Source organism: Marinigracilibium pacificum (genome assembly GCF_012926615.1).
Taxonomy (GTDB): Bacteria; Bacteroidota; Bacteroidia; order Cytophagales; family Cyclobacteriaceae; genus Mangrovivirga; species Mangrovivirga pacifica.
Map to the genome: position 1 here is coordinate 46,506 of NZ_JABBNU010000002.1, position 22,772 is coordinate 69,277.

15 protein-coding genes are annotated in these 22,772 nt (G+C 35.7%); 10 read left to right on the plus strand and 5 right to left on the minus strand.

The window, feature by feature from the left end; genetic code table 11:
* Nucleotides 1–2 precede the first annotated feature (2 nt).
* The 3 genes from HH304_RS02735 to HH304_RS02745 form a co-directional block, all read right to left on the minus strand.
* On the minus strand, nt 3–1,757 hold the full coding sequence (locus HH304_RS02735; protein ID WP_169677929.1) for a serine hydrolase: 1,755 nt from the start codon (nt 1,755–1,757) through the stop codon (nt 3–5).
* A 233-nt stretch (nt 1,758–1,990) separates the two neighbouring features.
* A complete protein-coding gene (locus HH304_RS02740) occupies nt 1,991–2,770 on the minus strand; it encodes a helix-turn-helix domain-containing protein (protein WP_169677930.1) in 780 nt (259 codons plus the stop codon).
* Between the two features lie 184 nt (nt 2,771–2,954).
* Complete coding sequence (locus HH304_RS02745; protein WP_271711476.1) at nt 2,955–3,737, minus strand: XRE family transcriptional regulator; 783 nt, start codon at nt 3,735–3,737, stop codon at nt 2,955–2,957.
* Between the two features lie 232 nt (nt 3,738–3,969).
* On the opposite strand from HH304_RS02745, the gene HH304_RS02750 reads away from it, so the two are divergent.
* The 6 genes from HH304_RS02750 to HH304_RS02775 all read left to right on the plus strand — a co-directional run bounded on the left by HH304_RS02750 (nt 3,970) and on the right by HH304_RS02775 (nt 13,831).
* Nucleotides 3,970–4,362: a YbjN domain-containing protein gene (locus HH304_RS02750; protein ID WP_169677932.1), complete on the plus strand. Its 393-nt coding sequence runs from the start codon at nt 3,970–3,972 to the stop codon at nt 4,360–4,362.
* Nucleotides 4,363–4,376: 14 nt separating this feature from the next.
* Nucleotides 4,377–5,090: a PspA/IM30 family protein gene (locus HH304_RS02755; RefSeq protein ID WP_169677933.1), complete on the plus strand. Its 714-nt coding sequence runs from the start codon at nt 4,377–4,379 to the stop codon at nt 5,088–5,090.
* Between the two features lie 8 nt (nt 5,091–5,098).
* Complete coding sequence (locus HH304_RS02760) at nt 5,099–5,716, plus strand: OB-fold-containig protein (RefSeq protein ID WP_169677934.1); 618 nt, start codon at nt 5,099–5,101, stop codon at nt 5,714–5,716.
* Nucleotides 5,717–5,724: 8 nt separating this feature from the next.
* On the plus strand, nt 5,725–7,893 hold the full coding sequence (locus HH304_RS02765; RefSeq protein WP_169677935.1) for a flotillin family protein: 2,169 nt from the start codon (nt 5,725–5,727) through the stop codon (nt 7,891–7,893).
* 82 nt (nt 7,894–7,975) lie between these two features.
* Nucleotides 7,976–12,895 carry a DNA repair ATPase gene (locus tag HH304_RS02770; protein WP_271711477.1) on the plus strand — a complete coding sequence of 1,640 codons (4,920 nt, stop codon included), beginning with the start codon at nt 7,976–7,978 and terminating at the stop codon, nt 12,893–12,895.
* Nucleotides 12,896–13,072: 177 nt separating this feature from the next.
* Complete coding sequence (locus tag HH304_RS02775) at nt 13,073–13,831, plus strand: PepSY domain-containing protein (RefSeq protein ID WP_169677936.1); 759 nt, start codon at nt 13,073–13,075, stop codon at nt 13,829–13,831.
* 40 nt (nt 13,832–13,871) lie between these two features.
* Here HH304_RS02775 and HH304_RS02780 read toward each other — a convergent pair whose 3' ends face one another.
* Nucleotides 13,872–15,605: an alkaline phosphatase D family protein gene (locus HH304_RS02780; RefSeq protein ID WP_169677937.1), complete on the minus strand. Its 1,734-nt coding sequence runs from the start codon at nt 15,603–15,605 to the stop codon at nt 13,872–13,874.
* Between the two features lie 163 nt (nt 15,606–15,768).
* Here HH304_RS02780 and HH304_RS02785 point away from each other — a divergent pair, with 163 nt between their 5' ends.
* Together HH304_RS02785 and HH304_RS02790 are read left to right on the plus strand one after the other, a co-directional pair.
* Nucleotides 15,769–16,776 carry a hypothetical protein gene (locus tag HH304_RS02785; RefSeq protein WP_169677938.1) on the plus strand — a complete coding sequence of 336 codons (1,008 nt, stop codon included), beginning with the start codon at nt 15,769–15,771 and terminating at the stop codon, nt 16,774–16,776.
* A 3-nt stretch (nt 16,777–16,779) separates the two neighbouring features.
* Nucleotides 16,780–18,195 carry an MBOAT family O-acyltransferase gene (locus HH304_RS02790; RefSeq protein WP_169677939.1) on the plus strand — a complete coding sequence of 472 codons (1,416 nt, stop codon included), beginning with the start codon at nt 16,780–16,782 and terminating at the stop codon, nt 18,193–18,195.
* A 9-nt stretch (nt 18,196–18,204) separates the two neighbouring features.
* On the opposite strand, the gene HH304_RS02795 is transcribed toward HH304_RS02790, so the two are convergent.
* Complete coding sequence (locus HH304_RS02795) at nt 18,205–18,729, minus strand: hypothetical protein (RefSeq protein WP_169677940.1); 525 nt, start codon at nt 18,727–18,729, stop codon at nt 18,205–18,207.
* 201 nt (nt 18,730–18,930) lie between these two features.
* On the opposite strand from HH304_RS02795, the gene HH304_RS02800 reads away from it, so the two are divergent.
* Both HH304_RS02800 and HH304_RS02805 read left to right on the plus strand, forming a co-directional pair.
* The gene (locus HH304_RS02800; protein ID WP_169677941.1) at nt 18,931–21,273 is read left to right on the plus strand and encodes an outer membrane beta-barrel family protein; all 2,343 of its coding nucleotides are present in this window, start codon (nt 18,931–18,933) and stop codon (nt 21,271–21,273) included.
* A 127-nt stretch (nt 21,274–21,400) separates the two neighbouring features.
* Entirely contained in the window at nt 21,401–22,741 is a 1,341-nt protein-coding gene (locus HH304_RS02805) for an adenylate/guanylate cyclase domain-containing protein (RefSeq protein WP_169677942.1), read from the plus strand.
* Nucleotides 22,742–22,772: the final 31 nt, after the last annotated feature.

A 22,772-nucleotide genomic window follows, 5' to 3' on the forward strand; every position in this document is an offset into this window, starting at 1 on the left:
GTTTAGATATCATATGGAAGGTATCCTTCCCATTCCCAGGGTGTGTAAGTATCTTTGATCGTCAGTTCAAGCAAGTGTTTGAATATGCTTTCTCCGTTATCACTATTACTCATTAATAATACTCCAATGCCTGATTCAGGGAATATGATTGAGTAATGCTGAAATCCATCACCATGACCTTCTTTGAAAAAGCCTTTGCCATAAGGAGTTTCCAAATATCCCCAGCCTAATGCATATCCTAAATTGATGTTATCATATTTATTTGTTATAACCAGGCTACCGGGGCCGAATTGACTCTTTGTTTTGATTCGTATTTGTTGAGAAAATAATTCATCATACGATTCCTCAGATAGTATTTTTTTATTCAGTACGGCTTTAAGGAACTTGTTGTAGTCTTCAAAAGTTGTTTCAAGGGTGCTGCCGCTTCTGGGTTCATTGTCTTTGTCTTTTTGATATTTTTCTCCTGATGAATTATGTCCATAAGCAAAGTCTTCTTCATATCGAGGCTGCCATTTGTAACTGGAATTGGACATGTTTAGAGGTTTGAAAACATATTTTTGAGCCAATTCTTCAAGACTTTTATTGGTTATCCTTTCGATTACAACCTGGAGGTAAACAAATCCTTCACCGGAATACAGATATTTTTCCCCTGGGATAAAATGCACACGTAACTTATGGTCAGGTTCAAACCACCTCCAGTTAGCGAATCCTGTAGTATGACTTAGACACATTCTTGCAGTAATGGAAGAGTATAGGCTGTCTTCTTTCAATGCAGAGTAGTCATCATGCCATTTGGTTTTTGGGGTATATTCAAATACTTTTTTAGGAAGATAAGACTCAAGTGGAGTGTCCAGGTCTATGATGTCTTCTTCTACAAGTTTCATTACTAAAATGCTAAATACAGCCTTACTTAATGATGCGCCATAAATATTTGTTGTGTCACTCAAGGTTAACTTTGCCGGGAAGTCCTTATAGCCGAAAGTTTCTGAATAGACAGGTTTATTATTTTGAAATATGGATACCGCTAAACCATGAACATTGGCTTCGGTTATTAACTGCTGAACATTTCTGGAAATTGAATCACTAGTTATTTGAGAGCCGTCTAGTCTTGAAATTGAATTGACATTGGTATTTCTACATGATGAAATCGCACTAACTAGAAATATTGTTATTAGAATTCCTAGGGCTCCACTTTTTCTAATTCTTAAGAATGGTATGCTTAAGGGGTAATAACACTTATGTTTACTGACTGCATAAAATGTGTTGATTATTACAATTAATGAACAAATTGGGAGTATTGAAATAAAAAAGATAAAGCCCCATTTTTCAATTGTTACTAACGATATAAACGATGAGATGTAAAGTATGAGAGCTGTTATTTGAAAGTTGACTACTTTAATTCCATGTTCATTATAAAGTTTATTGTCTTCGCGTTTATGAATCCAAAGGAATAATGGGAATAATACGTTTGCAAAAGGTATAAATGTTCCGAGTATGGGTGATCCATGAATTAATAGTAGCCATTTAGATTTAATGGTCTCTTCTTTAGGATTATCTAATGGCATCAGATTATCTACTTCAATTTCTAATGCAGTTGCCAATAGCTTTAATGTTTTTAGGTGAGGAGTGACTTCTCCTTTTTCGATACGTTGAATTGTACGGACAGTCACCTGGGTCATATCAGCCAGACTTTCTTGTGTGAGTCCTTTTTTTTGTCTTTCGTATTTTAAGTTTTTGGCAATTGATTCGTGGTTCATAATATTGATTTCTTTTGCTGGCAATACTAAGGTTTATAGTATTCCTTTTTTACGACATCTATCTGTCATGTTAGTGTCATATTGGTTTTTGAGCATTTGAAGAGGTGTTTTTCTATTGAGTAAAAAGGAAATTACGTTAGATAGAATATATTAAAAGTAACTAATGTTGTCCTTTGAATAGTAAAAAAGGTTGAAAATGATAGCTAATGAAATTATTTAATTGGTTTTTAATTCTAATCAGGGTTCTGGTTTTTCAGTAAGTTAATCGCGGCAACTGTATTGTTTACACCCATTTTTTTTATGATGTTTTTTCTGTGTTTATCAACCGTCTCTTTACTTATGTGAAGGTTGTCAGCAACTTCTCTACTTGTTAAACCCTTATTGATGACTTCAAGAATTTGTAATTCTCTTTTAGTTAGATTGAAGTTGTTTTTGGCTTTAGGATTTGGTAGAATTTCAAAGAATTTTTCATACTCTCCTTCATTATTGAGCAACATCAATACACCTTTTGGTGAAGTTTCAATTTCATTTCCCAAAACAGTAACCTGGCTCAAAAATAAATAAGGTATTTCATCTTTGTTGAATGCGATTGGGATTTGACCTTCAAGAATGTTGATATAGTCTCCGTATCCATTTTTGATTCGATAGTTGAACTGAAAGTTGCATTTTTGTTTCTTATCCAGAGGGAGTTTAATGATTTCTTCAATAATAGCTCCTGTAACTTCATGCCAATCATCCAGGTCGTGCGGGTGAATTCTGCTAAATATAAAATCAAATCCGCCACTATATATCTCATCTCTTTTTATATGAGTACAGTACTCAACGTTTTTGGTTATGTATTCATATTTCTTATTTGATGAATTAGTGATAAATAGGAAGGTCATACCCATTGGAAGGTATTTTTCAGATTCTTTTAATTGTTTTATATGATTATTAATTAATGAATCATCTATTTCCGGAGTCGAGGCAATTAGCTCCAGATACTGTTCAAAAATGTCAGTTCCGGGATTCATGTGGTGCTGGTTTTGTGGTAATATTTGTTTAATCTGTCAATATACCCATTTATGGTAATTGACTCATAAGCATCTTGTATATAATTTTGCTTTAACATAAAGAATTGCTTAATTAAATCCTATTTCGAGTATATGAAATTCTATGAGTTTCAAGAGCTAAATTGGCGTGAGTAATCACGCCTTTTTACATTTCTGGGTTCTTTTTTGCTAATTTTGCAATCATTTGCTCCAATAACTCTACTCTTTCTTCCAATCTGCTAGGTGCTCTCAGTATATTACTAAAGATCGATTCGGGCTTCCATATTTCTATTATATCTGTTTTTTTAATTGAAATAGTATCATATGCTGGGTTGTAGGGTTTGAGCACCAGACTTGTTCTAGTTGAATTTTTTAATGTCCTGACAAAAATGTCTTCATTAGATACGATAGCATAAAGTTTATCTTGATCTAGTTTTTCTTCCTTATTTATAGGGGTACATAAAACTATGTCCTTGTGATTTATTCCACACCCTTCATATTCCATTTCGCTTCCTGAGACCTGAAAGGCTCGGGTCTTTTTTGCTTTATTGAAAGGAAATTGAATTTCAGGGAGTCCATTAATGAAATCAGAATGGTCATAGTTTACAATGTAATTCAAGTGATCTGAAATGGTTACCAGAGGTGTTGATTTTAGTATAGAGTCTTTGTGAGGTTCTTTGATATTTTTTACCTGCTCTTTGTTGAATTCCTTTTTAAACAGATCGAATTTATATAATTCATTAATTGTGAGTTCTTTAGTGAGAAGGGTGTCAATTGACAGTTTGAAGTATTTTGCTATCTGTATAATTGTTTCTATTTTGGGCTCCGATCTGCCCTCTTCGTAGGCACCTACACTTGGGCGGGCAATGTCAAAGATTTGAGCAAAGTCAGCTTGGCTCATTTTTTTGACAGTACGTATTTTTTTGATGTTTTTACCGATATAGGACATTTTATCTGTCTATTGTGTAATAATTTATATGTAAATGTAAAACTTTTTTTTAAAACCTTACGTATAATTTAATATAATTTGCTACTTTTATGAGCATGGCTAATTAAAGTAGATTTTATCAACAGGAATTTTAAAGTATATGTAGAAAAAAATCATGCAGCCTCCTTTAATTAAAGGATTAGGAATATCAACTATAACTCTATCAACTTTTAACAACTAAATGAATTTCTTTATGACCGAATACTATCAAAAAGTCCGAGACTATGTAATTGATCTAAATTATGATATCAGCCACGAGGATGAAGCTGATGGAGTACTTGTGGTCAATGATCCATCATCAGGTATTTCAAACCTGGTTTTGGGGTGTGCGGATCCGATTTTGATCATGGAGCAGTTTATTCTTGAATTGCCTGATGAATCGAATGGAACCCTTAAAAAATTATTGCAGAAGAACAGAGATATAATTCATGGTGCTTTTGTTCTGGATGAAACCGGAAGACGAGTAATATTCAGAAACACCCTGGAGTTAGAAAATCTTGATTTGAATGAGCTTGAAGCATCATTTAATTCTCTGGGATTACTGTTAAGTGAATACAGTACAGATTTAATTTCATTTTCAAAATAGAAACACTTAAAACCATGAACATATTTAAAAGATTATTCAAAATCGGTCAGTCAGAAGCTCATGCTGCTGTAGATAAATTGGAAGACCCAATCAAATTAACAGAACAAGGAATTCGCGATATGAAGGAAGACCTTGATAGAAGCTTAAAATCATTGGCAGAGGTAAAAGCGATGGCTATCAAGGCTAGAAGAGAATATGAGAATTATTCTTCAAAAGCTGATGAGTATGAGCAGAAGGCAATAAAGCTTTTAAAGGGAGCTCAGAGTGGCTCTGTTTCAAGTGAAGAGGCTGATCGTCTGGCTACCGAAGCTTTGACTCAAAAGGATGAAAACTTAAAGCATGCAGCAAGGTCTCAGGGGCAGAAAGCACAGTTTGAAACTTCTGTCGAGCAGCTTGAAGGTAATATCAAAAGGTTGAAATCTAAGATTGTTAAGTGGGAAAACGAATTGAAAACCCTAAAGGCAAGAGTTAAAGTTAGCAATGCTACAAAGAATATCAATAAGCAAATGGCTCAGATAGATTCATCGGATACAATTAGCATGTTAGAGCGCATGAGGGAGAAAGTTGATCAGGAAGAAGCGCTTGCTGAATCTTATGGTGAAATGGCTGAAGAGACAAGAAGTATTGACGAGGAGATCGACAAAACTTTGGCTCAGGCTGAGTCTAGTGATAAAGCAGAAGAGCTTGCTAAGCTAAAAGAGAAATTAGGTATTAATAACGATAAATAAGAACTAACATGAGTGAAGTGCTTGCGGCTTCAGTATCGCCGGCAAACATTATTATAACCGCACTGGCAATTTTTGTGGTGATCTACTGGATAACTGTGATTATTGGAGTGCTTGATATTGAACTCTTCGATTTTGATCTGGATACAGATGGAGATTTTGACGGAGCTTCGGTATTGTGGTTGAATAATGTCCTTGCATTTTTTAATTTGGGTCAGGTCCCGGTGATGATCTTTTTAACATTTTTGATAATTCCTTCATGGACCATGACCATGATCGTAAATGATCTGATAGGTAATTCATCATTTATTATTGGTATTCCAATAGTATTCGGGTCATTGTTTGTGGGATTATTCATAGCAAAGTTCATGACCACTCCCTTTGTGAAAATTTTTGGAAAATTGAATTCAAGTGGTGATTCTGGAGACGTATTGATTGGTAAAGTATGTACTATTACAATACCAGCCAGCAGTAATAAAACCGGGCAGGCAAAAGTATCAACAAAAGGAGCTCCTCACTTATTGAATGTCAGAACTACCACAGACATGCTACTAAAAACTGGAGAAACAGGCCTGGTACTGGAATTTATAAAAGAAACGAATACTTATTTAATAGAACCTTATAACTAAATCGAAACATGGCAGATAAAATTTTATTGATCTCTATAATCGCTATTGTGATTCTGATAATCGGGATCTTATCAATGTTTATAAAAATGTACCGGAAGGCAGTGCAAGGAGAAGCATTGATCAGAACCGGTCTTGGAGATGCAAAAGTGTCTTTTTCAGGAATGCTGGTTTGGCCGGTACTTCACAAGCTTGAGGTAATGGATATAACCCTGAAAACCTTAAATATATCTAGAATGGGTAAAGACGGATTGATCTGCAGAGATAATATGCGTGCAGATATCAAGGTTAGTTTCTTTATCAGGGTGAACAAAACGACTGAGGATGTAATTCACGTAGCACAGTCTATCGGATGTAATCGTGCCTCAGAAATTGCTGATCTTGAAATGCTTTTTGATGCCAAGTTTTCTGAGGCATTGAAAACTGTAGGTAAGCACTTTGACTTTGTTGAATTATATAATTCCAGAGCAAGCTTTAAAGAAAAAATCCTCCAGGAAATTGGTACAGACCTGAATGGTTATGTACTTGATGACTGTGCTATTGATTATGTTGAGCAGACTTCAATCCATGACCTTAATCAAGACAATATTCTAGATGCTCAGGGTATCAAAAAGATTATTGAGCTTACTGCTGAAGAAAAGATCAAAGCAAACCTGATCGAAAGAGAAAGAGAGAAGACGATCAAAAAGCAGGATGTTGAAGCCAGGGAGACAATCCTGCAGCTTGAAAGACAGCAGATCGAAAAAGAAGAGCAACAGCGTAGAGAGGTAGAATCAATCAGAGCAAGAGAATCTGCGGAGATTGAAAAAGTACGTGCTGAAAATGAGAAAAAAGCTCAGCAAGCGAGAATAGCTACTGAAGAGGAAATCGGAGTAGCTGAAGAGAATAAAATGCGTCAAATCATAGTTGCGCAGAAGAATAAAGAGAAGGCTGAAGCGATTGAAACTGAAAGAGTAGAGCAGGCAAGAGCTTTGGAAGCAACTGAAAGAGAAAGAGTAGTTGAGCTGGCTCAGATAGATAAAGAGAAATCTCTTGAAGTTGAGCGTAGAAATATCCAGGAGGTTATCCGTGAAAGAGTTACTGTTGAGAAAGCAACTGTAGAGGAGGAAGAGAAGATTAAAGATACTCGAGCGAATGCAGAGGCATTAAGAAATAAGCAGGTAGCAATAACCGTTGCTGAACAAAAAGCTCAGGAAGCATTAGTTCAGGAAATCAAAGCTGCTGAAGCTGCTAAGCAAGCTTCTGAATCTTTAGCTAAGAAGGCATTGATTGATGCAGAGGCTGAACAAGCGGCAGCTATTCATAGAGCAGAGGCAATGAAAACTCTTGCTGACGCAGAGGCAGCTCAGAAAGCAGCAATTGGTATGTCAGAGGCTCAAGTGATGACAGCTAAAGCACAAGCAATGGAGAAAGAAGGAGAGTCTGAAGCGTCTGTAATCGAAATGAAGGCTGATGCTGAAGCTAAAGGTATCAGACTTAAGGCAAATGCACAGGCTGAAGCTGATGAAAGATTAGGATTCGTTGCTGCGAAAGTTACCCGTGAGAAAGGTAAGGCTGATTCTGAGGTGACTGAAGTAATGGCTGTTGCTAAAGAAAAAGATGGTCTTGCTGAAGCAAGTGTGATTGCTGCGAAGGCTAAAGCAGATGCTGAAGGAATCAAAGAGAAGGCTGAAGCAATGAAGATTCTTGATGGTGCCGGAATGGAGCATGAAGAGTTCAAGATGAGACTTGATAAAGACAGGACTGTACAACTTGCTCAGCTTGATATGAACAGACAGATTGCTCAAGCTCAGGCGGAAGTTATGGCTGAAGCAATGAAAACTGCGAAAATTGATATCATTGGCGGAGAATCTACTTTCTTCAATCAGATTGTTGGTTCAATGGCAAAAGGTAAAGCAATTGACGGTTTTATGAAGAGTAGTGAGGTAATCACTGATGTGAAGGATGCGTTTTTGAAGTCTGATGGTGGTTCTTCATTCAGAACTAATATCGGAGAGATGATGAAGGCGCTAAATATATCTTCAGAAGATCTTAAAAACCTGTCAATCTCTGCTTTATTATTTAAAATGATGCAAAATGCCCAGGATGACGATATGAAAGATAACATTCGTCAGCTAATGGGGATTGCTAAATCAGCAGGGCTTGATAACGAGTCACCAAGAAAGCTTGGTTTAGCATAAATAATTTAAACAACTATGTAATTGCGGTCCGGTAAACGCCGGACTGCTTTCTTCTCAACTATAAACTTAACTGACTACCTGTATGTCTGAAGAAAAAGCAGCTTCAAATATTGATCAATCAGGAACATTAGATAACGGTACATATGAAGTTTTAAAGAATAGGCTTCAATCGAGTACCAAAGATTTGATTGGTGCATTAAAATCACTTGATGGTAAGAGGAAAAGTGTATTCGGTTCAATCGAAACTTCACTAATTGGAACTGATCGAATTACTACCGAGCATAATTGTATTCCATGGGATATGGTGCCAATTGGAAATAAGTTTATTTTCGGCTTTAATGTTCATCTGGGGTTAAAGAAGCATGTTGAATTATCAGACGTATTTAGTGTTCATCAATATATCGATCATACTTTTCCGGTAGCAGATCTTTCTATTCTTGACGATGAACAGTTCAAAGATGACTTTCATAAGTTATATAAGTATTATAAAGAAACACGCTTTATAAAATTTGCGGTTATCGGTCCTCATTTATTTATGGTTTTCAGGATCGGTAAGTTAGAATCTGACATTAAAACCTTTAAATGGTTGATTAATGGAGGAGCGTTACAATATATTGATAATAGAAGTGATCATGAGTTTGAATTTCCAGCTCAACATGATTTTGAATGGAAAAGAACCAGTCGTGATGACCATCGAAAGGGAGAATACCCTCATATTTCGATAGAAGAAAAAATATTTATTGAAACAACCGGAGGTGATCTTACCATAAAGGTTGAAGATAATACTGATACAGGTAAAGGGATTTATACTGAGGATGTGGATAATCCTGACCAAACTCTTGATGATGCAGAAGTGTCTTATGCTGTTCTTGGTAATTTGATTTTGCTGAAAGTCAGACCTTATCAGGAAAATAATTATCGATATATAGTTTTCAATAGTAAGCTTCAGGAAGCCAGACGCATTAATGCGATTTCCGAATCATGTATTATGCTGCCTGATGATCAGGGAATAATCTTTTCAAACGGTTATTACCTTCAGAATGGTGATTTTAAGCTGTTTGATAATAATCTGGAGCACATGGTTTTTGAGAAGGTAATCTCATCACCAAATGGAGAGGATTATTTGTATGTTTATTATAACCGTGAAAGTGGGTTATACTTATTGCTGCCATATAATATTATTAAGCAGAGGGTTGAAAATCCAATAGTTTGCCATGGATATGCTTTATTCGAAAATGGAGAGCTTTGTTACTTTAATTCTGACAACGAACCTAAAAAACATCATTCGACAAAAATCTGGCAAACTCCATTTACCGGTCCTGACTTTCAGGTAGAAACAGCCCAAAGCGATTCGTTTTTATTTAAAGTTGGAAATAAAGAGATCGTTAAGGCAATGGCCGAGTGTAATGAGATAATCACCCTGGTACAAAAGGGTGAAAACTATAAAAATCTCTACGATGATCTGAATAAAATGGCAACCGATGTCATTGATAGTTATCATTGGTTAGGTCATCAGGAAGCTGATAATACTTCTAAATTTCTTGTTGATATAAAGGAAATAGCTTCTTCGGCAATTGATGAGTTTGATAAGGTTGTTCAGATAAAAAGTAATACCAAAAAACAAGTTGAAGATGTTTTAGGACGAGTAGATGGACTTATAAAAAAGATCAGTCTGACAACGCACAAATCTCTGGATCAGTATGTGGAAAATCTGACTTCACTTAGAGAATTAAGAGGTGAAACAGAATCATTAAAAGCATTAAGATATGTAGACGAGGCTCAGGTTGAAAAATATGAGCAATTACTTAAAGATGAAAATCTAAGGTATTCTGATAGCTGTATCAGGTTTTTACTGAGAGAAGATGCCCTTGACGATTATAAGTCAAAAGTTGATTCATTAAGTAGTGATCTTGATAAGGTGGAAAAGGTCGTTGATATAGAAAAGCTGGATAAGGAAAGTGAAAAGATTGCAGGTGGGCTTGAAATGTTGATTGATATTGTTAGTAACCTGAAGATTTCTGATCCTACCAAAACAACCCAGATTATTGAAAATATTTCTGCTTTATTTTCCACCCTTAACAAAATCAGGTCTGATTTCAAGAATAAGAAAAGGGCCATGATGTTGGTAGAAGGTAAAGCTGAGTTTGTTGCTCAGATAAAGTTGGTTGAGCAGGGGGTGACTAACTATATTGACCTTGCCGATACAGCTAAAAAATGCGATGAGTACCTTGCCAAATTAATGGTTCAATTAGAAGAGCTTGAAGGAAAGTTTGTTGAGTTTAATGACTTCGTTGACAAGATTTCTGAAAAGCGCGAAGAAATTTACAATGCATTTGAATCAAGAAAAGTTCAGTTAGTTGAAGCTAAAAATAAACGTGCAACGTCCCTGATACAGTCAGCAGACAGGATATTAGGTGCAGCAAAAAGTCGTGCAGAAAGAATGGAGTCTGTATCTGAGATCAATGGATACTTTTCTTCAGACTTGATGATTGAAAAATTGCGCAATATTATTGCTGAACTTGCTGATATCGGCGATTCGGTAAAGTCTGACGATGTTCAAAGCAGGCTGAAGTCTCTAAAAGAAGATGCAATCAGGCAGCTTCGTGATAAAACCGAATTGTTTGAAGGTGGTAAAGACATCATCAAATTTGGTAACTATAAATTTTCTGTTAATACCCAGAAGCCTGAAATCACCATAATTCCTAAAGATGATAATTTGTATTTCCACCTTACGGGAACCAACTTATATGAGGAAATAGAAGATGCAACAATTGTTGAGAGTAAGCCTGTTTGGAATCAATCATTGATTTCAGAAAATAAGCATATCTACAGGGCGGAGTATCTGGCATATAAATTATTTAATGTCGCAAGAAAAGGGCAACTGATAATATCTGATGAGAAGGTTTCAATTGATGATCTTACTACTTCTACCGTTGATCAGTTGAAATCAGTGGTTAGTAAGTTTATGGCTACACGCTATGAAGAAGGATATGTTAAAGGTGTTCATGAGGTAGATGCAGCTTTGTTGTTGAATTCAATCTTGAAGTTTAATCATTCAGGTGGACTTCTTAGGTATTCTTCAAATGCAAGGTCTTTAGCTAGATTTTTCTGGAATTATTCTTTGGATCAAAATAAACGATTATCACTTGATAAACGAATTAAGGGTCTTGGAATAATCATTGATGTGTTTCCTGCTTTGAAGGAATATAATGAGATGATTGAAGAACTTAAGGCTTTGATGAATGATCATGGAGCACAATTAATTTCAGATACCTCAGTAGGCTCAGCTGCAGAGTACTTATTTTATGAAATTAAGGATCATGATGAGTTTATCAATTCTTACGATGCTGTAAAATTAAGTGATGATTTTATAGCATATCTTAAAAAGAGAAATGCTGAAGACAGATTTAGAAACTCAATTAAAGAAATTGAGAATGTATCTGATCGGTTTGCATTGATTGCCAAGTGGATCGGTGCTTTTGTAGATAATACTGGAGACCAAAATTTATCTGACTTTGTATATGAAGCATCATTGATTGTGTTATCAGGTAAAAAGCCAGAGAGAATGGTTAATGTTCCATTGATAGAAAATATCGAAGGGTTACAAGGGTCGCATGGTGTTATTAATGAAGGTGTTTATCAGTTGAATTTTAACCGATTCATGGAGAGGCTGACTAAATACGATAATGAGGTCGTGCCAATGTTTAGAAGGTACCATGAATTGAAACGAGAGCTAATTGAAAAGTTCAATGATGACCTTCGATTTGAAGAGTTCAAGCCAAAAGTAATGTCTTCATTTGTACGAAATAAGCTGATTAATGAAGTTTATCTTCCAATGATTGGAGCCAACCTTGCCAAGCAAATCGGAGAAACGGGTGCAGCGAAAAGAACAGACCTTATGGGTATGCTCCTTTTGATATCGCCTCCGGGTTATGGTAAAACAACCTTGATGGAATATATCGCGAATAGGCTGGGCGTGATTTTCATGAAAATAAACGGACCTGCGATTGGCCATTCGGTAACGTCTGTTGACCCGGCTGAAGCTCCTAACGCTGCTGCAAGAGAAGAATTGAAAAAACTCAATCTGGCATTTGAAATGGGAGACAATGTGATGATCTACATTGACGATATTCAGCATTGTAATCCGGAGTTTCTTCAAAAGTTTATATCGCTTTGCGATGCTCAAAGAAAGATAGAAGGTGTATATAAAGGTCGTAGTAAGACATATGATTTCAGGGGTAAAAAGGTGTCTGTGGTCATGGCTGGAAACCCATATACTGAAAGTGGAGAGAAGTTTCAAATTCCGGACATGCTATCAAACAGAGCTGATGTTTACAATTTAGGAGATATTATTGGTGACTCTGCAGATGTTTTCAAGTTAAGTTATATCGAAAACTGTATTACTTCAAATCCAGTGCTTAACAAGCTTGCTGGGAAAAGCCTTAATGATGTTTACACATTAGTGTCAGCTGCTGAAAGAGACTCGATTGAGGGTGCTACATTTGAAACAAATCACTCTCAGGCTGAGATAAAAGAGTATATTTCTGTTTTTCAGAAGCTCTTTGAGGTAAGAGATGTCATCTTGAAAGTAAATATGGAATATATCCGTTCGGCAGGACAGGCAGATGAGTATCGTACTGAACCTCCATTCAAACTTCAAGGTTCATATCGTGATATGAATAAAATAGCTGAAAAGGTGTTTTCGGTGATGAATGATTCAGAATTAAAGGTGTTGGTGGATAGTCACTATGAAAATGAAGCACAGACATTAACTACTGGAGCCGAAGCTAATTTGTTGAAGCTTAAAGAACTTAATAATGAACTTGAAGGAGTAAGCATTGAAAGATGGCAGACCATTAAAGAACTTTTTGTTAAGCAGCAACGAATTAAAGGTTATGGTTCAGGAAACCAAATGGGGCAGATGCTTGGGCAAATCGAAGAAGTTACTAAAGGAATTCTCGGAATTAGGGATGCCATAAGCACTAATGGTAAAAATGATTAAGTTCAGTTTTTTATAAATAATTAAAGGCAATCATTAATGGTTGCCTTTTTGTTTTTGAGGGATAGTAGATTCTTTAAACTGATTAAAGTCTTGAGGCTCATAATATAAAAACGTTTGAATTCGCTAAAGACTTAACGATTGATTTCATTATTTTTATGGGATTATTTTTTGAGCTAAATGAAGAGAAGTAAGCAATTTTATACGAGAAAACTCCACAGGTATCTGGGGATCTTTATTGGGATCCAGTTTATCGGATGGACTGTTAGTGGTTTATATTTCAGTTGGAATAACATTGATAATGTACATGGAGACCACCTGAGGAAGGAGATACCGGAGCTAACATTTCAACCAGGAATGATATCACCGGATAGTGCGTTTAATATTCTGAATATAAGTGAATCATCAGAAATGGTTCATTTGTTCAAACTAGTAAGAATTCTAGATAAACAATATTATCAGATTGGTTATAATACTCATGATCATACTGATCATTCTGACCATATGAAAATCGCATTAGTCAACTGTCATACAGGCGAAGTGAGAGAGCAATTGAATGAAGATGATGCCATTAGTGTTGCAAAAGAACAATTGGTAGATGGATCTACAATTTTAAATGCACAGTTAGTCAAAGAAGTTGGTGATCATCATGAATATCGTGGTCGTCGATTACCTGTATGGGCTATTGATTTTGAAAACCCTGATTGTACTGTTTATGTTAGTCCTGAACTAGGAACTTTTCAGAGTATTCGCCATGATCAATGGAGGATATTTGATTTCCTATGGATGTTTCATACTATGGATTATGCCGGAAGAGATGATTTTAATAATTGGCTGTTGAAAATCTTTTCTGTTTTTGGGTTGTTCACAGTTGCCAGTGGATTTTTGCTATATGTGCAATCCTCCAGAACAATTAAGAAGTTAAAATCTAAAAAATAAATTAAAGCCAACTCCTTTTACAGAGTTGGCTTTTTTAGTGTTAAATCTGGATTGAGTTTCCAGACGTTGTTGAAGTGTCTTCAGTAGCCAGCGTTCTGATAAATCTCCAGTCTGCAGAAGCTGAGCCAGCATCAAAAGTAATAAGCATGTAACCTCTTCTTGATGCATCTGCATAAATTAAGTCATCTATCAATATAGTATTGGCAAGTTCAAATCCGGCAATTACTTGAGGGTCGTTTCCAAATATTCCTTCAAATCCTGGCGAAGAAACTGAGGCGGTAGCCATTTCCTTGCCTACTTCATTTCCATTAAAGTCAGATAGTTTAGAGTACCAGGCATTATGAGTATCTCCGGCTATAGATATAAGATTTTTAGCTGATGCCGCAGCAAACACTTTTTCTCTTTCAACCGGGTAACCATCCCACGCATCCAGATTATATGGAAGTACAGTTTCAACCCTTGCTTTTTCTTCCGGAGTAACTGTTGGGTCGCCCATAGCCATCCTTGATTTTATAGTGACAAGTTCTGTAACAGTCTGTGTATATTTTTGCAGTATTTCCTGAGAGCCACTTCCACCGGCAATTTGGGCAGTGATAACTAGTAGTTCAGCCGGAATATAATATTTGCCCATCAAAACCTGACTACCAAGTACCTGCCATTTGGCTGTGCTTCCGGATAATTTAGTGGTTACCCAATTTAATTGTTCGTTGCCGAGTATGGTTCTATTTTGATCCTGCCAGTCCTGTCCAAATGAAACCTGGTCAAATCCAGTAGCGGAAAAGTAATCCGTATAATCAAGCTGTTTATCCCTTCCGGCAATTCTGGTGTCAAGCATGATCAGGTCAATAATTCCAGCGATATTGAAGTTTCGGTAAATCTTCGCATTATCAGATACTCTTGCTGGTAAATATTCATGCCAGACCTGAATAGCATTTAGTTTTCTGGTGTTATAGTCACCTTCATTAGGTTGGTGATTTTGCGCTCCGTCTTTATAAGCATCATTGGCGATTTCATGATCATCCCAGACACAAATAAATGGTTTTGTACGGTGTAATTCCTGTAATTGCTTATCCTGACGGTATTGTCGATATCTTTGTCTGTAGTCATCAACTGAAATGATCTCTCCTTGTGGAGAGTGGTATCTTCCCAATAAAGCGGTTAGTTCATTTGATCCATAACCACCCTTGCCATATTCATAAATATAATCACCAAGGTGTACAACAATATCTGCATCCGAATTAGAAACAGCACCGTAGGTATTGAATAACCCAGCCTGGTAATTTGCACAAGATACCACCGCAATTTTTACTTGATTTACTTCTCCAGGTTCAGGAAGAGTCTTTGTTATACCAGTTTTAGAAACAGCTTTTGTACTGACACTGGAGAATCGATAAAAATAAGTAGTATTAGAATCCAGGTTTGTTAAATCAACATATAATGTATTGTCACTGGCGGAATCTATCTGTACAGGTTGGGAAACAACAAGGTTATTAAAGTTTTCATTTTTTGATACTTCAAGTACGATCTGCGGGTTTGACTCATTTGAAGCGGGAGTATATCTTGACCACAATATAACTCTGTCAATCTCGGGGTCGAAACTAGCAACTCCTTCAAAGAAACCATATTCTCCATCCGGATCAAAAGGATCTTCTTCATCTTTACATCCAATCAAAACAGAAGGAGCAATAGCTAATCCAGCCGTAGCCATAACAGTGTTTCTCAGGAATTTTCTACGACTTAAGCTACTTAGAATATCTTTATTAGAATTTTTCATTTTGGTTGATGATTTTCTCGCGAAGGTAATTTTTTACTTTATTCTATTATTAAAGGAATTGTTATGAATTAGTTAATTGCAAAATGTAGATGTTTTTACTGACTTATTTAAAGAAAATTTTTAATTATTCCTTTTTTTTATATATTCATTAAAAATTAGAGCCTTGAAATACCGTCATTTAATTATTGCCACGCTAATCGGTTTTTTGCTATTGTCAGGATATGAGTTATACTTCAGAAGCCAGGGAGAATATCCGCATGTTGATGATACTGAAGATTTATGGGCAGAACAACGAGCAAAATTAGATGACCTCGATGAAAGGGATGTTGTTATTATTGGTTCATCAAGAGCACATCAGGATATTAATCTTCAGCTATGGGATTCACTCACAGGCAGGAAACCTTTACAACTTGCACTTCCTGGATCCTGTCCATATCCCATTTTGGAAGATATAGTTGATAATTCTGGTTTTAATGGATTATTAATAATTGGTGTAGCACCGGGATTATTTTTTTTACCTAAAGAACATCCGTGGGCTAAAGGAGTAATAGGGAAGTCAGTTGGATACTATGAAAAACAAACCTACGCCCAAAAGCTGAATCATATAATATACAAGCCATTTGATAAGAGTTTGGCCTATATCAATGTTGAAGATTATTCTTTCGAATCGTTAATTGACGGAGTTCAATTTGCTAACCGTGATTCAGTAGAAGGACCAATAGAGTGGCCAAGAATGATCGATATTGATGAGTTCCGAGATTCTAGAATGACTGATCAATTTGAGATTGATACCGTATTACAAAATCAGCAGAAAGCAATATGGAGTAAATTTGATAGAGAGGAACATTATAACTATGATTCTACCAGAGAACAGGTTATCAAACAATATGTAGATAAGATTGAGATATTTAAAAAAAGAGGAGGTAGAGTAGCATTTATCAGACCAACCGTATCCGGAGTTTATCTCGAAGAAATGAAAAGAATGCCAAGGGAAAAATATTGGAATGAACTATTGAAGGAAACAGGTTGTGTAGGTTATCATTTCGAAGATTATGAAGAAATAAAAGATTTTGAGCCTCCCGAATGGTCACATTTTAGCAAGAAACAACAAAGAATTTTCACTAATATGCTAGTGCGAGAATTAAAAAAGGATAGTTTAATTAAAGATTAACGTATGTTATTTAACACTCTCGGTTTTATATTTTTCTTTATCCTTGTTTTAATCCTTTATTACTCGCCAATATTTAATTGGAAGGGCAAAAAGGTCATGCTCCTGGTAGCCAGTTATATTTTCTATGGTTTATGGAATCCGCCTTTGATTCTTTTGTTGTGGATATCAACTTTAGTTGACTGGACTGCAGGGAATAAAATATTTAGGCTTACTGAAAAGAATAAAAGAAAACTTTGGCTTGTATTAAGTATATGTGTCAATCTGGGGTTTTTGGGCTTTTTCAAGTATGGGAATTTTATGATAGAAAATTTCCAGAGTTTTCTTGGTGTTTTTGGAATTGAATATACTCCTCCTGAAATGGATATTATTCTACCTATGGGGATATCATTTTATACGTTTCAGACTATGTCTTATACTATTGACATGTATAGAAACCGGATTCAACCAGCAAAGACATTCCTGGATTTTGCTTTATATGTAACTTTCTTCCCTCAACTTGTTGCCGGTCCGATTGTCAGGTCTGATGAATTGATACCTCAGTTTTATGAACCTAAAAAAGCAACTCAAAACCAGTTTGTCCTAGGCATGCTTTTATTAACAATTGGACTTTTTGAGAAAACTGTATTCGCTGATTCATTATTTTCTGATGTCTCAGATTCCGTCTTCGGATCAAAAGATATTTTACCGGCGATCGATGCCTGGACTGGTGTTTTGGCATTTTCAGGTCAAATCTTTTTTGATTTTGCGGGGTATTCTCTTTGTGCAATTGGTATTGCACTTACTCTGGGAATTGGTCTGCCTGATAATTTCAGGTATCCTTATGGAGCTATTGGTTTTTCTGATCTTTGGGGAAGATGGCATATTTCATTGAGTAGCTGGTTAAGAGATTATTTATACATTCCGTTAGGTGGAAACAGAGGAGGGGTCAGTAGAACCTATGTGAATTTGATGATGACAATGTTACTTGGAGGACTATGGCATGGGGCTGGCTGGACATTTATTTTCTGGGGTTTCCTTCATGGGTTTTATTTGATAATTGAAAGATTGTTGAAAAACAAAGTACATATAAAAACAGAAAATGTCTTTGTAAACTTGTTGCTGGCATTTTTAACTTTTCAATGTGTGAATATTACCTGGGTTTTCTTCAGGGCACAAGATTTTAAGACTGCAATGAATATTCTGGGTTCAATGTTTTTTATTCATACCGGAAAACCAAGTTTGTGGACATCAAGCATAGTTTTTGTTTTAGGGCTAATGGTATTGGTATTTATTGGGCATTTTATGATGAGAAAGCGATCACTTGTTGGAGTCATAGAGTCTAGTCCACGTTGGCTTGTTACATTTATCTGGGGGTTGATGATTTTTGGACTGTTAATCGTACAAACGACCGGACAGCAATTTATTTACTTCCAGTTCTAATATCCTGTTTTACTTATTTTTTGGCAGATATTTATCCGGTAAAGGATGTTTACTACTCTCACTTTGCCAATAAATATTAATTATCCACCAACGGGTACCATCATATAATAATTGAATACTGTTTATTCCTCTGGCAAATGGAGTATTATCTGTCTTGCTTTGATAAGATTCGTAAGTACTAAAGAGGTGTACAATATTGCCAAATCGTTCAGTAACACGATGAATTTCCTTTTCATAAAAACCATTTTCTTCAAGCTTCTGTCCAAACCTGTTTATATAGTCCTGAGGTGTTAGATAATTTACACCCAAGCCTTTATCGTTTTTAATAGTTGGGATCAACCTGGCTTCAGGGTGGAAAAGGTATTTGAATTTCTCCCAGTTTCTCTTCTCTCCTTTTTCTCCGGAAATCACTGAATATAAAGTTTCTATGATTGAATCGACACTTGATACATTTTGATTGAAATCTGTGTTTTGTCCTGTAGCCGATGAACAATATAAAATCAATAGTATTATAAAATAGGGCACTGTCTTCATGATTGATAAGATTATTTTATTCTTAAAATAGCTATTTTTTCTAGAAATACCTTTTGATAATAAGGTAAGTATTTGATGAACAGTGGCGTTTCAGAATTCAATCAGAATTGTATTGTATATTTTAAAGAGGAGCTTTAATTATGTTTGATCTTAAATAAGAGGAGATTAAACATATGAATCTAAATAAATGTTTGTTTTTGTATGAGGTGTAAGTTAAGAGGAATACTGATATTATTAATGTTGATTTGGCCAATGGTTGGTTTTAGCCAAATGGTTTCTATTTCAGGAAAGGTAATTGACGAAAATACAAATGAACCACAACCGTTTGCACAGATTGCAATTTACAAAAGCTTAAATGAAGCCCCAATAACAGGGAGCACATCTAATGACAAAGGGATATTTAGTGTCAAGGTAAATAAAGGGGAATATCAAGTATTGATTTCATTTGTTGGTTATGAAGACAAAGTCATTGAGAATGTTACTGTAACAACTAAAAATATTGATTTGGGGAAAATTGGTATCAGTCAAAAATCAGAGCTAATGGAGGCGGTGGTAGTTGAAGGATCGAAAATTAATCAACCTGTTAAATCTACAATTGAAGGATTAGAAATTAAGCCAGACCAGACATTAACTAATTTGGGAGGATCTTTATTAGATGTTTTAAGAAATACTCCATCGGTAAGAGTGTCGTCAGACGGTAGTGTTTCATTACGAGGTAGTAGTAGTACAAACATTCTGCTTGATGGAAGAAATTCTACTTTAACTTCAGATTTAGAACAAATACCAGCCAGTGCAATTGAGAGTATTCAAATTATTACAAACCCAAATGCCAAATATGATGCTTCAGCTGCAGGAGGAGTAATTAATATCAAATTGAAACAAGGTGAAGAGCTAGGAACCAAAGGGAAAATTGAGGGGACAATTGGGACTCGATTTCGTGCAAATGCTAATATCAATGTAAGTCATAAGACAAAAAAATCATCGATTTATGGTGGTTATAGTTATCGTAACTGGCCCAGGGTGGGTAGTTCAACAACTGAAAGGATAACCTATTCTGATAATCGTTATTTATTTCAGAATAACAGTGATGAAAGAAAGGATAAGGAACATACGATTACCTTAGGTGGAGATCATACATTTTCAGGCAAACATAAAATTGGTTATGAAGGAGCCTTTAATAAGGAGTATGAAAATGATAATGAGCGTCGTCGTACCAGACTCGAAACTATTGATGACGGAACTTTGATTAATGCTTATACACGTGATAATAATGAAATAGAAGATAATTATTCAATGGATAATGCCTTGTTGTATGACTATCTTTTTGAAGATACATTAAAATCTTTCAGAGCATTTATAAGTCATAGTTTCAGAGATCAGCTCGAAATACAGAATATTGATGTGTACAATGGGACAACAACTCCGGAAACTGATCCTAATAATTTTGAAAGGTCAAAAAGCGATGAATATAGAAAAACTTCAGTAATACAGGCAGATTATGCTCAGGGACTATTTAAAGGAAAATTAGAGATGGGGTATAAATCTACTTTCAGAAGCTTTGATAATGATTACCGCTATGAAATTTATGATTTGAATAGTGAAGATTGGATCAATCAAGAGCAGATTACTAATAGATTTTTATATGAAGATAAAGTTCATGCCGGATACTTTATTTATAGTAGAAAGTCTGGTGAATTTGACTATTCATTTGGTGTAAGGGGAGAGAAGACAATTGTAGATACTAAATTAGATAATACTGGTGAAGAAAATGATCAGCGTTATTTTGATTTGTTTCCAAGTGCAAGGGCTGCCTGGAATCCAACAGATAAAAGTACTTTTAAAGTAACATATAGCAGGAGAATTGACAGGCCGGGGGGATGGAGGCTAAATCCTTTTCCTGATGTTTCGGATTCGTTAAATGTAAGAGTTGGTGATCCTAACCTTCAACCTGAATATATCAGTTCATTTGAGTTAGGGTATATGTTTGATAATGGAAAAGTGAACGTTACTGCTAATGCATTTTATCGATACGTGGATGGTCAGGTAGATTGGATTGTTGAAGTGATTGATGGGATTTCTTACCGTGGCCCAAGAAATTTAGAGTCAAGCCAGACCTATGGTTTCGAAATTATTAATACTACAAATATTGTAGAGTGGTGGTCTATGAACTTTAGCTATTCATTATTCAGAACAGAAGTTGATGGGACAAATATTGATGAAGGGTTCACAAATAGCGGGCTTGCCTGGTATGCTAAATTCACAACCGATTTTAAGTTGCCATTAGATATTAATTTGCAATTAACAGGCAATTATGAGTCACCGGAGATAGAGGCTCAGGGAAGAGATTTGGCTCGTTACTATATGGATGCTACTATTCAGCGTGAATTTGGAGATTTTAATGTTAGTCTAACGATGCGTGATGTCTTTGATACTCGTCGATTTGCCGGTGAGAATTTTGGTAGTGACTTTGAACAGCGATTTGAACGCAAAAGAGAAACACAAATATTTCTGTTAACGGTGGGGTATAATTTCGACTTTAATTGAGTTGATTTACCATGAAGAAGTGTCATTTATCAGGATACTTTTTAGGCTGATGCCCATTATAAGGAGCAGGAATATGATGGAATTTCAACGGAAAAGGTTATATTAGATAAAAGCTACCTTGTCCTGAATGGCCACACCTAAAGTAAAATATTGCAGTATCAACAGGGAGGTTGAAGTTTCAAACCCTCATATGAGTATTCTTGATGTCTCAATTGAGAATAAAATACCTCATTTACATGAATGTGGAGGAAATGGAAGGTGTACAACCTGCCGAGTAAGAGTAATTAATGGTTCAGAAAACCTGTCAAAGACCACAGTCTTCGAACGTGACTTAATAAGAAAGCGAAATTGGGATCCTAGTATCCGGTTGGCATGTCAAGCAAAGGTATATGGCGATGTATCTATCCAACGTTTAGTCTGGACAAATGCAGAAATCAGTAAACTTCAATTAGAAATGCTTCCTGAGGATATTGGGCAGGAGAGAGCATTAGCAATATTGTTTTGTGATATGCGAAATTTTACAGTCCTCGCATCAAAGCATCCTAACTATGACCTTGCCCACATGTTGAATTTACTTTTTACTAGTTTGGGAGACCCTATTTTGATGAATAATGGAATTATTTATCAATATGTTGGTGATGAAATAATAGGACTGTTTGGAACTACGGGAATTGATGGTGAAAGAGCATGCATGGATGCCATAAGGGCAGCATTAGGAATGAAATATGCTTTGGATAGGTTAAATAGGCTGGAGTTTAAAGATTTTAATGAGCAAGTAGAAGTAGGGATTGGTATCCACTATGGGCGTGCCTTTGTAGGTAATTTAGGGCATCCTAAACACAAACAGTTTTCAGTATTAGGTGATCCTGTTAATGTTGCTAGTAGAATTCAGGATATGAATAAGGAGTTAAATACTAATCTACTTGTTTCTGAAGAGTTTTTAAAAAATTTACCAGATGATACACTTAAAACCGGTATCAATAAGGAAGTAAACCTTAAAGGTAAGAAGGAAACTTATAATCTTATCGAAATACTTGGGTTTAAGCAGTTTGATACAAACCTTGAATTACAAGCTTCAATGGAACTTTTGCTCAAGGATACAGATGATTTCGCAAAGCATTTTTACGATAAATTATTCGATCGGGCTCCCGCAGTAAGAGATTTGTTTAAAAAAAATATGCTTGATCAGGGTAGAATGCTTACTCATATGCTCGGGGGTATCATTTATGGGCTTAGTAGACCTGAACATCTTGAAATGGGATTATCTGCTCTAGGAAAACAGCACATGAGATATGGTGTAGAGAAAGAGCATTATCCGGTATTAAAGGAGGTTTTGCTAGAGACAATAGAGGAAAGGTTAGGAGAGTTTTATAAGCCAGAAATACTTAAAGCCTGGAATAACGCTATTGATCTGATAGCTGGAATTATGACCAGAAGCTATAGTAATGAAGAGGTGACAAAAAATTAAAAGTGCTTCCCAAAAGGTCTAGATTAGACTT